We start from the raw sequence: 13,714 nt of genomic DNA, 5'->3' as shown, positions 1-13,714 counted from the left end.
CTAGCATCGCCACATGCCCGGTCTCCTCGCGCGCTACCGACGGACCGGCGCCGACGTGCCGTTCGGCAACCCGCTCGCGGCGCACGACGTCGCGATGGAGGGCTACTTCTGGCGGTTCACCCAGCGCGACACGGGCCGGGTGCTGATCGCCCTCGCCGGCATCAACCGCGCCGACGACGGCCACTGGGCCACCCTCGGACTGGGCGCGCACCCGGGCGGGTTCCTCAGCACCGCAGCGCATCCCGTCGCGGCCGCCGACCCGCACGGTCTCGGCGCGTTCGCGGGCCGCGCCTTCCACGGCACCCGCGACCGCCTGCGCGTCGATCTCGGGCCGGACGCGCGGATCGACGTGCGGATCACCGACCGGTTCGAGTGGCCACGCCGACGACTCGGCGGTTCGAGCATCTTCCACACCGTGCCCGCGCTCAACCAGTACTGGCACCCGTGGTTGCTCGGCGGCCGCGCCGAAGGGTGGGCCGACGTCGACGGCGAGCGGTGGGACCTCGACGGCGCCCAGGTGTACGGCGAGAAGAACTGGGGCCGCGGCGGATTCCCCGACGCATGGTGGTGGGGCCAGGCGCAGGGCTTCGACGACCCGCGGGTGTGCGTCGCGTTCGCCGGCGGCATCGTCACGGCCGGGCCGCTGCGCACCGAGATGACGGCGGTCGTCGTGGCGCTGCCCGACGGCACCGTGATCCGGGTGGGGAACCCGGTCATCTCGCCGGTCCGGGCGCGGGTGGACGACGAATCGTGGCAGTTCAGCGGCGGTAACCACCGCTGGTCGGTGGAGATCCGGGGCGAGGCCCGGCGCGGCGACGCGCACGTGCTGCCGGTGCCGCTGCCCGCGGAACGCCGCAACGTCCCGGGCGCGCTGGAGCACCTCGGCGGCAAGTTGTCTGTAACGGTGAGTAACAATGGCCGATGTTGTCTGTCGGGTGGATCACACCTGGCGGGGCTCGAGTGGGGTGGGATCTCTCGGGCGCACGACGAACTCCGGCGGCGCGAGGGCGCGGGCGGGGACAAACAGAACTGAAGAATTCGAGGGGGGATCTTGCGCAGGCTTCGATCGACACTCGTGGCGACCGCCGTCGCCACGGCGGCCCTGCTGGTCGGTGCGCCGACCGCGGCGGCGGCACCGACTCCGGTCGACATGACCGACGTGTTCGGGCCGTTCGTGCTCGACACGTTCCGGGACGGCCGGATCGCGCCGCCCGAGCAGTGGCAGCCCCGCCACCCCGTCACCGATCCGTGGTTCCAGGCCCCACCGGTCGCCGACCTCGCCGCCGGCACCCTGCTCAAGGCCCGCCCCGCGACCGTCCAGGTGTACGGCGTCCAGCCGGCGAACGTGCGCGCCTACCAACTGATGTACGTCACAACCGATTTCGACGGATCCCGGGTGGTGAGCACCGGCATCCTGATGATTCCCGAGGACGGGACCGCGCCGCGCGGCCGCAAGCTCATCGGCTACTCCGAGGCCAACGACAGCCTCGGTCCGGGCTGCATGCCGAGCGCGCAGTGGACCGGCACCGACCAGGACGACCCGTCGCTGTTCTCGGCGCTCGGACCGGTCGCCCAGATGTTCGGCAACGGCTGGGCCGTGATGATGAGTGACACCGCCAACGACGGCGATCCCGCCCCCAACGGGTTCTCGATCGGCCAGTTCTCCGGTGCCGCAACGCTCGACGGCCTGCGCGCCGCGATCGCGCTGCCCGAGGCCGAGTTCGAGCGCGATATCCCGATCGGGATCTACGGCATCGCCGGCGGCGGCGTCGCGGCCGGGTTCGCCGCGGAGAAGCAGGCGTCGTACGCGCCCGAACTCAACGTCGTCGGCACGGTGCTGCAGGCGATGGTGATCGACAGCGCCACGTTCGAGCGCAAGGCGGACGGCGGGATCGGCGCGGGCTTCGTGTTCGCGAACTCGCTCGGTTACGCCGCCCGCTACCCCGAGATCGACCTCGACAAGGAACTCACCCCGCTCGGCAAGCAGATCGCGGACGTCTTCAACCGCACGTGTCAGCAGACCTACCTGATGATGCCCTTCATGCCGCTGAGCGCGCTGTACACACACGGCCGCCCCGCCGACAATCCCGTCTTCGCGCGCGCGTACGCCGAGAACCGCATGGGTCAGCAGGCCCCGAAGGCGCCGGTGCTGATGACGTCGTGCCGGGACGACTTCCTGGTCCCCTACTCCGACGTCGAGAACCTGATCGCGGCCTACCGCGCGGGCGGCACCGACGTCACGGTGAAGCCGAGTCACTGCGGCGTCACCGACATCCTGACCAACCCCTACCGAGTGGGCACCGAACTGCTCGGCATGCAGAACGTCGACTGGTTCGTCGGCAAGTTCGAGGAGACCTCACGATGAGAAAACTGCTCACCGGCGCACTCGCCGCCGCACTCCTGTTGGTCCCGACGGCCGTCGCCACCGCCGATCCCGCACTGGACGCGACGCTCGACGCCTACCTCGACGCCCCGCTGTCGAACGAGAACGCCGAGGGCAACGGCGGCGTCAATCCGTCGTTCTCGACCGACCCCGAGGAACTGGGCGCGCTGCTCGACCGCGCGCGAGCGCAGGGCGTCGAGCCGACGCGGTACAAGGCTCTGCTGCAACAGTTCTGGCTCGCCACGGCCACCCGCAAGGCCGGGCTGGACCTGAACAACTGGGACGCGAACCGGGGCCTGGCGGCGAACGAACAGAACCTCGCCAACACCTTCCGGTACTACGAGCGGCTACAGCTCGAGAACCCGAACTTCCTGTGGACCGGGCAGGGCGGGATGGCCGGGCCGTCGTTCGCGGCGGGCATCATGGACGTCGACCTCGGCCGCGTCGTGCTCGACGTGCGGGCGGTGCGCGACGCGATCGCCACGATCGTCGGCACCCTCGACACCGCCGCAGCCCCGGCCACCGCGAACCTCCCGGAGGACGTGCAGGCCGTGCTCGAGGTCGGTGCGGTGATCACCGCCGACGACATCGCGCACTTCCAGACGCAGGTCATCGCGATGAGCAAGCACATCTTCATGGACCTGATCCCGCAGCACGAGGCCTACCTGGCCGGCGGCATGACGGCGATCGACGAGTACCGCGACGCGGGTCTGATCGACGACAACGCCTACGGCGCCTGGCGAAAGGTCGACACCGGCAACCCGGACCTGGTCGTCGAGGGCAACAAGGAACTGCTCTACCGCGAGCAGTACCAGTCGATCGGCGCGCAGTGGGACACCGCCCGCAACTACAAGGGCCCGGTGGGCCGGGCGCTGACCTACCTGAGCACGGTCGCGGCCGATCCCGCGATCCCCGGCGTCGTCCCGCCGCGCGAGGCCGATCCGCTGGTGCTCACCGCCGGTGACGTCACCGGTGCCGCCACCGACGCGCCGCAGTGGCGCCTGCAGACCCCGTTGCCGGCGTTCAACTGGTCGGACCGCGACGCGCGGTGGACGTACATCACCGAGCAGATGCTGCCGAAGTACCGGGCGCTGAAGGAGACTCAGCCCGACCTGTGGCGGGCCACGTTGTCCAAGCCGATGGAGCAGCAGATCGGCGAGCAGCGCGCGCTGGCGCGACTGCCGCAGATGCTGCTGTCCATGGCCCGGACCACGCAGGCGCTCTACTTCTGACCGCGCGATGCGGAGGGTCACACCCGAACGGTGGCCTTCCGCATCGCCGCCAGCGGATTCGAGTACAGCGAACTCAGCGAGACGACACCGGCCGCGTGCTCCTGCACCCGGTTGCCGAACCCCGTGATGCGCACGTCGGCGCCGGCGACGCGGGACGCCTCCGACAGCGCCCGCGCGACATGCGGTGCGGCCTCCGGGTAGTCGGTGAACGCCTGCCCACCCAGGATCACCCGGTCGGGGTTGAACAGGTCCCGCACCATCGCCACGGCCCGGCCCAGCGCCTGCGCCCGATTCGCGAGGATCTGCTGCGCCGCAGCCGATCCCGATCGCGCCGCCCGGAAAACCGTCGCCACCGGAGGCAGCGGACCGTCGGCCGGGAGCACCCCGGCACGGCGGGCCGCGAGCAGCACCCCACGGTCGCTCACGGTCGCCTCGAGGCAGCCCGTCGCACCGCAGTCGCACTGGACGTCCGACGACGTCGGCAGGTGCGCGATCGATCCCGGCCCGGCCGTGGGCGTGTGCACCTTCCCGTCGAGCGTGAGTGCCAGACCGACGGTTTCGCGGGCATAGAAGTACAGGCCGCTGCCGCGCGCGTCGGCGTTCTCGGCCCGCTGCGGGGTGAGCAGCAGCTCGGACGCGGCCATCGCCTCGACGTGCGCGGCCACCGAGACCGGCAGACCGAAACCGGCCCCGACGACGTCCCCGACGCGGGCACCCGTCCAGCCGAGCCGCGGGTGGTCGACCAGTCCCGTGTCGGGTTCGACGCGGCCACCGATCGCGACGCCCACCCACAGCGGCCGGCGGCGGTGCCAGCGGGCTGCGAAACCGCGGGCACTGGCCGTGATCGTGGCGAGTGCGGCGTCGGACGCCCCACGCGGGGTAGGGATCTCGACGGCGCCGAGGATCCGGCCGCGCAGGTCCGCGGTGATGATGCTGGTGACGACGGCGCCGATATGAATGCCGACGGTCAGGTGCGATTCGTGATCCACCTCGAACGGGACGCGGGGCCGTCCCACCGCGCCGGCCGCGACGAGATCCGGGCGTTCCCGCAGCAGCCCGGCAGCGATCATCGCGGACACGTGCCGGTTGACGGTAGCGATGCTCGATCCCGTTGCGCGCGTTGCCTCGTCGCGAGAGATGGGACCACCGGCGGCGGCCACCCGGAACACCGCGGCGGCGGGTCCGTCGGCGATACCGAGGGTCGGTGACACGATTCGCGACCGGGTCGCGGGCCGGGGTGGGGTGCTGCGGACGGTACGGGAGCTGGCGGTACGGGCGGTCACAGATCTTCCGGTGACGGGAGGTGCTGCGGTGAGCATGGCATGTCCTTGCCTCGTCCCCGAGGGGACGGAAGTCGACGCGGTCTGGGAGACGCGCTGCCGACGTCGATCGCTACCGACGGGAACGTCGGCGGACCGGCACGGAACTACGGGGTGAGCAGCGCGGAACTAGCGGCGAGAGGTACGGCAGGGACAACAGAGTTCCCGCGGGTGCGGCAGCCGAGAACCCAGCGCGGCGGTCACATAGGTGACCCGCGGTGCGGAGGTGGCGCCGGACGACATGACGATCAAGCTAGCATCCCGCGGGCCGTCGGGGCCTCCCCCGTCCCCGACGACGCCCAGATGTCGGCACTACGATCGGGTCATGAGCCTGCCACTGGACACCCGCGTCGCAGTCGTCACCGGAGCCAGCTCCGGAATCGGCGAAGCCACCGCCCGTACCCTCGCCGGCCAGGGATTCCACGTCGTGCTCGGCGCGCGCCGGATCGACCGGATCGAGGCGATCGCGGCGGAGATCGGCGGCACCGCGCTCGAGTTGGACGTCACCGACGAAGACTCCGTCGACGCGTTCTGCGCTGTCCTCCCCCGCGTCGACATGCTCGTCAACAACGCCGGCGGCGCGAAGGGCATGGCCCCGGTCATCGAGGCGGATCTCGACGACTGGCGGTGGATGTGGGAGACCAACGTCCTCGGGACGCTGCGGGTGACCAAGGCACTGCTGCCGAAGCTGATCGCCTCCGGGGACGGGCTGATCGTGACCGTCACGTCGGTGGCCGCGTTCACCGCGTACGACAACGGCTCGGGCTACACGTCCGCCAAGCACGCGCAGGCCGTGCTGCACCGCACGCTGCGCGGCGAACTGCTCGGCAAGCCTGTGCGGCTCACGGAGATAGCGCCGGGCGCCGTGGAGACCGAGTTCTCCCTGGTTCGGTTCGACGGCGACGCCGAGCGAGCCGCGAAGGTGTACGAGGGCATCACTCCGCTGATCGCTGAGGACATCGCGGAGATCATCGGATTCGTCGCGTCGCGACCGCCGCACGTCAACCTGGACCAGATCATCGTCAAGCCGCGCGACCAGGCCGATACCGGACGATTCCACCGCACCACCGGCTAGTCTCGCGGCATGCAGCACCGATTGCAGCCGGGTCCACTCCTGAACGATCACGGGCACCTCGCCGAGGCCGGATGGGCCGACGCCGAGGTCCGACGCTACGACCGCGCCGCGGTGGCCGCGCCGTCGTGGCGGATCAAGGAGTGGGACTACTACTGCGTCCTCACCCCGGATTACGGTGTGGCGCTCACGGTCGCCGACAACGGCTACATGGGACTGCTGGGCGTCTCGTGGCTGGACTTCCGGGGCCGGCGCGAATGCACCGAGAACGTGATGCTGCCGTTCCCGATGGGACGGATGAGCCTGCCCGCGAGCGCCGACACCGGCGACGTCGTGATCGACCACAAGAAGATGCGGATCGCGTTCCGGCACGTCGACGGTGGCCGCGTGCTGAGCATCGACTACGCCGGATTCGACGGCGGTCGTGGCCTGCGCGGAGAACTGCGCCTCGCACAGCCCGACATGGCGTCTTCGGGTCGCCCCGCAGGCTCCGCTCCTGCCCGAATGGTGATCGCGACGCCGTTCCCGAAGGCGCCCAAGGCTTTCTACTACAACCAGAAGATCAACTGCCTGGCCACGACTGGCGAGATCGTCGTCGGGGGCGAGGCGTTCGCGTTCGAACCGACCACCGCCGCGGGGGTTTTCGACTGGGGCCGGGGAGTGTGGACGTACGACAACACGTGGTACTGGGGGTCGGCGTCGGGCGTCGTCGACGGCCGTCCGTTCGGCTTCAACATCGGCTACGGCTTCGGTGACACGTCCGCGGCGAGCGAGAACATGGTGTTCGTCGACGGCGTCGCACACAAGCTGGATCAGGTGACGTTCCATCTGCCCGAGGGCACGTACGACGGTGCGCCGTGGAAGTTCAGGGGCAACGACGGCCGCTTCGAGATGGTGTTCGAACCGATCCTGGACCGTGCCGCCGCGGTGGATTTCAAGGTGCTGCGGTCGATCCAGCATCAGGTGTTCGGACGGTTCACCGGGCACGTCGTCCTCGACGACGGCAACCGCGTCGAGGTGACGGACCTCCTCGGGTTCGCCGAGGAGGTCCGCAACCGCTGGTGAGCGGGCGCCCCTACAACTCGGTGTAGGTCGCGGTCGGCGAGGGATCCTCGACCGGCACCGGGGCGCCGTCGATCTTCGCCTGGTGTTCCCGGTTCGCCTTGCGCACCCGGTACGCGGAGTGCCCGACGAGCGCGACGAACAGCGGCACGCAGACGAGCAGAACTGCCGGAATCATCTGGTGCTCCCTCTAATTCATGTTCAACGAGCTCGACGGCGGGGCCGGGGTCTCCTGAGGGCGTTCACCGCCGCGCAGGCCGTCGGACGCCTCGAGGACCGCGCCCTTCAGCACGCTCTCCACACTCACGTCCTCGCCCTTGACGACATCGCCGGCGGCCGCGCCGACGCCGCCGGTGGTGAGGTCCACGGCCACCCCGGTCGCGACGCGGCGGCCGGCGTTCTCGACGCCGTCGAGCACCATCCCGCCGGCGCCGTCCCGGCCGAGCAGGCCGGTGACCACGCCCTCGGCCGCGGCCCCGAGCGCGTCCTTCCCGAGCGCCCCGAAGTCGAGTCCGTCCCGCTGGCCCTGCGCGAGTTGGTACACCTGGATGCCACCGGCGATCGCCACCTCCCGGACGACGCTCACCGCCACCTCCTGCGCGACGCGGCGCAGCAGTTCGGTGATGACCGTGCGGATCGTGAGCTGGGTGGCGAGCTGGGCCGCAGGGATCGCGGCGGTGCTGGCGCCGAACGTCGCGACCGCCGAGGCGGTGAGAGCGGCGATCTGCGCGGCGAGCGCCACGAGCGCGGCGATGATGGTGAGCTTGGCCTCCTCGACGTCGGCCGCCGTCGACTCGCAGGCGTCGGCGAGTTCCCGGCACACCGCGACGATCTGGTCGATCGCACCGTCGCTCCCGCCGACCGTCGACCAGTGCGCGGACATCGCCTGGTTGACCGCACCGGCCACCCCCGCCAGCGCCGCCTGCATCGCGGCGTCGCCGCCCGCGCCGATCCGCTCGACGTCGCCCGCGACGGACTCCCACGCATCCGACAGCCGGCGCAGCGACGTCTCGTCGGCCTCGGGCCAGTCCTGCCCCGAGGCGAGGGACGCGACCGTCCGCAGCGGACCCGGAATCTCGATGCCCATCAGCAGTCACCGCCCAGCGTGCGGGAGAACCCGGTATCGGTGGTCTCGAACGCCGCGGCCGTGTCCCGCAGGCCGCCCGCGATGCCGTTCAGCACGTCGGTGAGGTTGCGCAGCGCGGCGAGGGCGCCGTCCGCGCCGGGCACGTACTCGGCCGCGAACGCGGCACCGGTGGAGTCGGATCCCCAGCTCGCACCCTCCGCGTCGAGGGCGAGCGCGAGTTGCCGTTGCGTGTCCACCAGATTGTCGGTGACGCGGTCGAATCGCGGCGCGGCCGAGCGCACCTGATCCGCATCGATCCACATGCCGTCAGCCACGATGCGCCTCCCGCAGGATCGGCGCCCGCCAGTCGTGCTGGTCGTCGGAATCGGTGGCGTCATCTGCCTGCGGAGCGTCGGCCGCAAACTCGGTCGCCACCGTGGGCACCAGGTTCCGAATACTCGGAGCCCCGGGGACGAGGTCGGTCAGATCCGGGAACTCCGCGGCCATCGCCGCCACCGGGGACATCAGTTCCGTTGCCCGGGCACGTACCTCGTGTGACGCGAGCTGCGCTGCGGCGCTGAACGATTCCGCGAGACGCTCCGGTGTGGAGCGCGAGAACGCCGCGGGGTCGAGCCGGCTCGACACCACCGTGCCGGACGCGTCCACGGTCACCCGGACCAGCCCGTCCGGCGACGTACCCTCCGCGGTCAGGCTCGCGACGGCCCCCTGCGCCGCCGCGAGCGCCGCGGTCTGCTCGTGCAACCGCTCGAGCATCGTGTCCACCCGATCACGCAGGACGGTGTTGCTCTCCCGCAGCCGCTGCCGCGACTCCCGTCGTTCGCTCGCGCCGTTGTCGCTCATCGATCCCCCTCCGTTCGAACCCCTTCGAACCCCTTCGAACCCCTTCGAGCCCTTCTGCATCGTTGGACGCGGGCGCCGGCCGATCGGTTCCCCGGAGTCCGAAGTCGGTCAGCGGGCCGCGGCCCGAACGGCGTCGAGCAGCGCCCGCACCTCGGCGGCGATGTCGGCCGCGCCCGCGGGCCGGACCACGATGTCGGGGTCGCCCCGCAGGACGTAGCGGCCGTCGTCGCCGAAGTCGAGCCAGTGCATCGCAGCGCCGTCGTCGGTGGGGCGGCTGTCGTAGGCGGAGCCCGCGAACGCGGTGATCTCCCCCGTGCCGCTGCGCGGCCGACCGAGCAACGCGCGCACCTCGTCCCGCAGCCCGGCGGATCCCGCCGACGTGAGCACCGCGCCCTGTGCGGGCTGCAGGTCGGTCCTGCGGAACCGGACGGCCGATCGTGCTCCCGCGGGAGCGGTGGGCAGCGCCGACGCGATCGCGTCCGGGACCCGCGTCGGCGCGACGCCACGGACCAGGACGTCGCCGCCGGTGTCGGGATCGGGACCGGGCAACTGGATCGCGAGCGTGCCCGTGTCACCTCGGATCCCGGCGTGCAGGCGCACCGGAGTGGTGTCGGAACGGCCGGCGAAGCCGAAGACCTCGATCCGTACCGTCGGCTCGGCGAGCGTCACCAGGTGCCGGTGGAGCGTCTCGGTCACCCGGGGAAGCAACGCCGCCGACGCGTCCCGCCGCTGCCGGTCCAGGTCGTCCTGGGTCTCGGCGATCGGACGAAAGCGCAGCGGGTACGGCAGCCGGTCGAGCCCCAGTCGCCGCCACAGGATCTGGAACTCGAGCCCGGTGAACCGCCACTCGTCGCCGGACACCGCGGATCGATTCGAATACACAGCCACGAAGGGGTAGACGCACCCCGGCGTCGTTCGGTTCCCTCAGGTGGCGACCGCACGCACCAACTGCTCCGCCCACTCGCCGGCCCGATCGGTTTCCCCGTCGACCAGCGGACCCGTGTACCCGTGCACGCGGAACGTCTCCGGGCGTTCGACCGGCACGTACCCGAGAGCGATGAGGCGTTTCATCGCCTTCTTCGCGGCCGACCCCGGCAGCCGCGGCTTGTCGACCTTCGTGTCGAAGGTGGCGACCGCGATCGGCCGCGATGGGCGAGGCAGCGCGGCGATCCACTCACGAAGGCCGCGATCGGGCTGCGGTGGTGCTCCCTGCTGTTCGACGGCGCCGGTCCTGGTGGTCGCCGACGGCAGCCCGAAGGCGTGCGTCGGCGACCCCACCACGAGCAGATCCGAGTCGACCTCGTGCGGCGCGTCCGCGGCGGCGACGAGGTCGACGTCGCCGGCCGACGCCAGCCGGGCGGCGATGGCGGCGCCGATCTGTTGCGTGTTGCCCCACACCGACTCCACCACGATCAGGGTGCGCATCGACGTCAGCCCGCGACGGCCGCGGCGGCCCGCTCGATCTCGTCCGACACCTGTCCCGGCCGCGACACCAGCACCGCGTGCGAGGCGCCCGGAATCTCGGTGATCTTCGCGCCCGCGCGCTCGGCCATGAACCGCTCGGAGGCCGGCGGGATGACCCGGTCCTGGTCGGGGATGACGGCCCACGTCGGCAGGTTCCGCCACGACGGGTCCTGCGTCGGTTCGAGGTTCGCGGCCAACGCGATGGACCGCTGATGGGCGAACATGTCGGCGGCCGTGGCGTCCGAGACGTCCTGGCAGAACGCCTCGTGGAAGCTGTCCTCGGCGATGTAGCCGTCGAGGTTCTTGCCGATCGGGGTGGTCGGGTCGTCGACCACCTTCACCTGCAGGACCGGCGGCAGCAGTTGGCTGCCGGGGAACGTGATCGGGTTGAGCGCCGCCTGCGCCGGCTCACCCTGGTCCGGGGCGAACGCGGCGACGTACACCATGCCGACCACGTTGGGGGCGTGCGTGTTGGTGATGACTACACCGCCGTACGAGTGCCCGACCAGCAGCACCGGACCCTGGATGTCGGCGAGGGCCTTCTCGACCGCGGCCGAGTCGTAGCCGGGCCCGCGCAGCGGGTTCGACGGCACCACGACGTCGTGACCGCGGCCGCGCAGTTCGGCGGCGACAGGATCCCAGCTGGTGGTGTCGGCGAACGCGCCGTGCACCAGCACGATCGTGGGCATCGGGTTGGCGGCGGCCGGGGAAACCCCCACCGACAGCACCGCCGCGAGCGCGAGTACGCACATCGCCGTCAAGGTCCGAATCCTGCTCATTCTCATGGCGGATCTCCTCGTGTGGGAAGTCCCCGGATATTCCCACGCAGGCCGGACCCGTCAGTTCCGTTCGGGGCGGCCGAGACTCAGCTGTGCCTCAGTCGAGACTCACACCAGCGCCGACATCGACGTCCACGTCGGCCAGTCGATGGCCCAGTCGTAGATGTCGCCGTCCGCGGCCGACAGGTCGATGCGGGTGCCGCTGACCTCCACCGGATCGCCGTACATCGCGGTGCCGAAGTACTCCTGGGCGTCCGACAGCGACAGGTTGATGCACCCGTTCGTCACGTTCGACGCGCCCTGCACGCCGACCGTCAGCGGGTTGGCGTGGATGAACTCGCCGTTGTTGGAGATGCGGACCGCCCACCGCTCGCGCACGTTCTCGTAGTACGGCGGATTCGACATCATGAAGTCCTCGTGCATCTCGGACACCACGTGGATGCCGCTGCGCGTGACGTTGCGGTTCTCGTTGCCCTCGCCGTAGCTGACGGGGATGTCCATGACGGTGACGCCGTCGCGGACCACCTGCATGCGGTGGCTGGGGGCGACGGCCTTGACGATCTGGCTACGTCCGATCGCGAAGTCCAGCGACACGTCGCCGGCTCCGTAGGCGCCGCCGCCGAAGTCGAGTCCGTACAGCTTGGCGTCGACGTGCACCGTGGTGCCGGGCGCCCAGTAGTTCTGCGGTCGCCAGTGCACCCGGGCGCCGTTGTCGTCGGGCAGCCACGCCCACGACCCGATCGTCGGCGGGACGGTGGTGATGTGCAGGGCCTTCTCGACGGCTGCCTTGTCGGCGATCGGTCCGTCGAACTGCAGGATGATCGGGGCGCCGATCCCGACGACCTGGCCGTCACCGATGTTGGTGCGCACCGAGGTCTGGGTGTCAGGGTCGATCGTGGTGAAACTGCCGGCGACGGGGACCGTCTTGCCGTCGGCGCCGAGCGCGGTGCCGGACCACGTGTACTTCGCGTCGTAGCCGAGAGGTTCGGTGACCGTGAACGACGTCCGGTCGGGGCTGAGCACACCCTGGACCGGCGTGCCGGCCGCGTTGGCGAGCACGACGTTCTCGAGCGTGCCCCGGTCGACCCGGACCGACACCGGTTCGACGGGGTTGACGTTCCGGGCGTCCGGGAGGGGGGTCTGGACCACCTGCGCGACGGGCCCGGCGGCCGCCGGGTTGCCGTCGGCGGCGTCCCCGGTGGGGATGGTGCACCCGGCCAACAGGGACAGCCCCAGCAGCGCGGCCACCACCATCAGCAGCCGCGTCCGATTTACCCGAATCCCCTGTTCACGCACGAAAACCACGGTACTCGCAGCGCGACAGTGGCTTTCGTCACACAGCGGCGATCAGGCCACGATCCGGGAACGATCGGAACCGTGTCAGATCGTGCAGCCGACGGTGACGGGTTCCGGTTCGAGACGGACCCCGAACTCGCGCTCGACGCCGTCGCGGACCGTGCGGGCCAGGTCGACCAGGTCACTCGTGCGGGCCTGCCCACGGTTCGTCAGGGCCAGAGTGTGCTTGGTGGACAGGCGGACCCGCGCATTCTCACCCGGGTAGCCCTTGCCGAACCCGGCGCGTTCGATGAGCCAGCCCGCCGACAGCTTGGTTCCGGCGTCGCCGGGGAACTGCGGGATCCGCACGTCCGCACCGACCTTCGCCCGGATCGCGTCCAGCACCGCGGGCAGCTTTGTGTCGGGAATCACCGGATTGGTGAAGAACGACCCCGCGCTCCACGTGTCGTGGTCGTCGGCGTCGAGCACCATGCCCTTGCCGCGGCGCAGGCCGAGCACGACGTCGCGCACCTCGCCGGTGGGCCGGCGCTCGCCCTCCTGCGCGCCGAGCGCCGCCGCGAGTTCGCGGTAGCCGAGGGGCGCGCTCGAGCCGTCGGGTCGGACGGTCATCTCCACGGCCAGGACCAGCGCGTCGTCGCGGTGCTTGAGGACGCTGGTGCGGTAGCCGAGCCCGAGCTCGGACGGCTCCACCCAACGCACCTCGCCGGTCGTGCGGTCGAGCAACTGCACGCGGCGCAGCAGCGAGCCCACCTCGACGCCGTACGCGCCGACGTTCTGCACGGGCGTCGCCCCGGCCGACCCGGGGATTCCGGACAGGCACTCGAGGCCGCCGAGTCCGGCGGCGACGGTCTTGGCGACGACGTCGTCCCACACCGCGCCCGCCTGCGCCAGCACCGTGTCGTCACCGAGCTCGACACCGGCGTCGGCGACCCGGACCACGACACCGTCGAAGCCGTCGTCGGAGATCACCAGGTTGGAGCCGCCGCCGAGGATCAGCGTCGGGACCCGCGCGTCGTCGAGGACACGGACGACGTCGACGAGGGTCGCGGTGGTCGGGCAGTCGGCGAGCACGGCGGCGGGACCGCCGAGGCGGAGGGTCGTCAGCGTCGCCAACGACGTCTGCTCGGACAACTGCGCACCGGCCTGCTCGAGGCGCCCCCGGATGAGTGGATCCAACACG

The 13,714-nt window shown here is 71.1% G+C and carries 15 protein-coding genes; 5 read left to right on the top strand and 10 right to left on the bottom strand.

Going from position 1 to position 13,714, the window contains the following annotated elements; all coding sequences use genetic code 11:
- The first annotated feature begins 13 nt into the window (after positions 1-13).
- Genes LCL87_RS09690 through LCL87_RS09680 form a run of 3 tightly spaced genes read left to right on the top strand, consistent with a single transcriptional unit; the run spans position 14 to position 3,615 of the window.
- On the top strand, positions 14-1,033 hold the full coding sequence (locus LCL87_RS09690) for a tocopherol cyclase family protein (RefSeq protein ID WP_225019065.1): 1,020 nt from the start codon (positions 14-16) through the stop codon (positions 1,031-1,033).
- Positions 1,034-1,051: 18 nt separating this feature from the next.
- Positions 1,052-2,365 (top strand): lipase family protein, encoded by a 1,314-nt coding sequence (locus LCL87_RS09685; protein ID WP_225019064.1) that lies wholly within the window; start codon positions 1,052-1,054, stop codon positions 2,363-2,365.
- Complete coding sequence (locus tag LCL87_RS09680) at positions 2,362-3,615, top strand: Tat pathway signal protein (protein WP_225019062.1); 1,254 nt, start codon at positions 2,362-2,364, stop codon at positions 3,613-3,615. The genes LCL87_RS09685 and LCL87_RS09680 overlap by 4 nt, the downstream gene beginning before the upstream one ends.
- Positions 3,616-3,632: 17 nt before the next feature.
- Here LCL87_RS09680 and LCL87_RS09675 read toward each other — a convergent pair whose 3' ends face one another.
- The gene (locus LCL87_RS09675) at positions 3,633-4,934 is read right to left on the bottom strand and encodes an ROK family protein (RefSeq protein WP_225019059.1); all 1,302 of its coding nucleotides are present in this window, start codon (positions 4,932-4,934) and stop codon (positions 3,633-3,635) included.
- A gap of 325 nt (positions 4,935-5,259) precedes the next feature.
- On the opposite strand from LCL87_RS09675, the gene LCL87_RS09670 reads away from it, so the two are divergent.
- Both LCL87_RS09670 and LCL87_RS09665 read left to right on the top strand, forming a co-directional pair.
- Positions 5,260-6,009, top strand: a complete 750-nt coding sequence (locus tag LCL87_RS09670; protein WP_225019058.1) for an SDR family oxidoreductase — start codon at positions 5,260-5,262, stop codon at positions 6,007-6,009.
- A 9-nt stretch (positions 6,010-6,018) separates the two neighbouring features.
- Complete coding sequence (locus LCL87_RS09665) at positions 6,019-7,071, top strand: DUF2804 domain-containing protein (RefSeq protein ID WP_225019056.1); 1,053 nt, start codon at positions 6,019-6,021, stop codon at positions 7,069-7,071.
- A gap of 10 nt (positions 7,072-7,081) precedes the next feature.
- On the opposite strand, the gene LCL87_RS09660 is transcribed toward LCL87_RS09665, so the two are convergent.
- The 9 genes from LCL87_RS09660 to LCL87_RS09620 all read right to left on the bottom strand — a co-directional run bounded on the left by LCL87_RS09660 (position 7,082) and on the right by LCL87_RS09620 (position 13,713).
- Positions 7,082-7,246, bottom strand: a complete 165-nt coding sequence (locus LCL87_RS09660) for a hypothetical protein (protein WP_225019054.1) — start codon at positions 7,244-7,246, stop codon at positions 7,082-7,084.
- Positions 7,247-7,258: 12 nt separating this feature from the next.
- The gene (locus LCL87_RS09655; protein WP_225019052.1) at positions 7,259-8,155 is read right to left on the bottom strand and encodes a WXG100-like domain-containing protein; all 897 of its coding nucleotides are present in this window, start codon (positions 8,153-8,155) and stop codon (positions 7,259-7,261) included.
- Positions 8,155-8,469 carry a WXG100 family type VII secretion target gene (locus LCL87_RS09650; protein ID WP_225019050.1) on the bottom strand — a complete coding sequence of 105 codons (315 nt, stop codon included), beginning with the start codon at positions 8,467-8,469 and terminating at the stop codon, positions 8,155-8,157. The genes LCL87_RS09655 and LCL87_RS09650 overlap by 1 nt, the downstream gene beginning before the upstream one ends.
- Positions 8,462-8,995 (bottom strand): YbaB/EbfC family nucleoid-associated protein, encoded by a 534-nt coding sequence (locus LCL87_RS09645; RefSeq protein ID WP_225019048.1) that lies wholly within the window; start codon positions 8,993-8,995, stop codon positions 8,462-8,464. Before LCL87_RS09645 ends, LCL87_RS09650 begins: the two co-directional genes overlap by 8 nt.
- Positions 8,996-9,103: 108 nt before the next feature.
- A complete protein-coding gene (locus LCL87_RS09640) occupies positions 9,104-9,856 on the bottom strand; it encodes an ESX secretion-associated protein EspG (protein WP_225019046.1) in 753 nt (250 codons plus the stop codon).
- A gap of 63 nt (positions 9,857-9,919) precedes the next feature.
- Positions 9,920-10,420, bottom strand: coding sequence for a hypothetical protein (locus LCL87_RS09635; protein WP_225019044.1), 501 nt, complete (start codon positions 10,418-10,420; stop codon positions 9,920-9,922).
- Positions 10,421-10,425: 5 nt separating this feature from the next.
- The gene (locus tag LCL87_RS09630; protein ID WP_225019042.1) at positions 10,426-11,244 is read right to left on the bottom strand and encodes an alpha/beta fold hydrolase; all 819 of its coding nucleotides are present in this window, start codon (positions 11,242-11,244) and stop codon (positions 10,426-10,428) included.
- Between the two features lie 102 nt (positions 11,245-11,346).
- Positions 11,347-12,534, bottom strand: coding sequence for a L,D-transpeptidase family protein (locus LCL87_RS09625; protein ID WP_225019039.1), 1,188 nt, complete (start codon positions 12,532-12,534; stop codon positions 11,347-11,349).
- 84 nt (positions 12,535-12,618) lie between these two features.
- Positions 12,619-13,713 carry a UDP-N-acetylmuramate dehydrogenase gene (locus LCL87_RS09620; protein ID WP_510850729.1) on the bottom strand — a complete coding sequence of 365 codons (1,095 nt, stop codon included), beginning with the start codon at positions 13,711-13,713 and terminating at the stop codon, positions 12,619-12,621.
- Position 13,714 lies beyond the last annotated feature (1 nt).

The sequence above is a fragment of the Prescottella equi genome, assembly GCF_020171745.1.
Classification (GTDB): Bacteria; Actinomycetota; Actinomycetes; order Mycobacteriales; family Mycobacteriaceae; genus Prescottella; species Prescottella equi_A.
Note: the sequence above shows the minus strand (reverse complement) of the source record. Positions and strands in the feature narration are given on the sequence as shown.

What these genes read in the sequence shown, in the direction of transcription:
- LCL87_RS09690 (WP_225019065.1), top strand. Translation starts at nt 14, where the DNA reads ATGCCCGGTCTCCTCGCGCGCTACCGACGGACCGGCGCCGACGTGCCG.
- LCL87_RS09680 (WP_225019062.1), top strand. Translation starts at nt 2,362, where the DNA reads ATGAGAAAACTGCTCACCGGCGCACTCGCCGCCGCACTCCTGTTGGTC.
- LCL87_RS09675 (WP_225019059.1), bottom strand. Translation starts at nt 4,934, where the DNA reads ATGCTCACCGCAGCACCTCCCGTCACCGGAAGATCTGTGACCGCCCGT.
- LCL87_RS09670 (WP_225019058.1), top strand. Translation starts at nt 5,260, where the DNA reads ATGAGCCTGCCACTGGACACCCGCGTCGCAGTCGTCACCGGAGCCAGC.
- LCL87_RS09665 (WP_225019056.1), top strand. Translation starts at nt 6,019, where the DNA reads ATGCAGCACCGATTGCAGCCGGGTCCACTCCTGAACGATCACGGGCAC.
- LCL87_RS09660 (WP_225019054.1), bottom strand. Translation starts at nt 7,246, where the DNA reads ATGATTCCGGCAGTTCTGCTCGTCTGCGTGCCGCTGTTCGTCGCGCTC.
- LCL87_RS09655 (WP_225019052.1), bottom strand. Translation starts at nt 8,155, where the DNA reads ATGGGCATCGAGATTCCGGGTCCGCTGCGGACGGTCGCGTCCCTCGCC.
- LCL87_RS09645 (WP_225019048.1), bottom strand. Translation starts at nt 8,995, where the DNA reads ATGAGCGACAACGGCGCGAGCGAACGACGGGAGTCGCGGCAGCGGCTG.
- LCL87_RS09635 (WP_225019044.1), bottom strand. Translation starts at nt 10,420, where the DNA reads ATGCGCACCCTGATCGTGGTGGAGTCGGTGTGGGGCAACACGCAACAG.
- LCL87_RS09630 (WP_225019042.1), bottom strand. Translation starts at nt 11,244, where the DNA reads ATGAGAATGAGCAGGATTCGGACCTTGACGGCGATGTGCGTACTCGCG.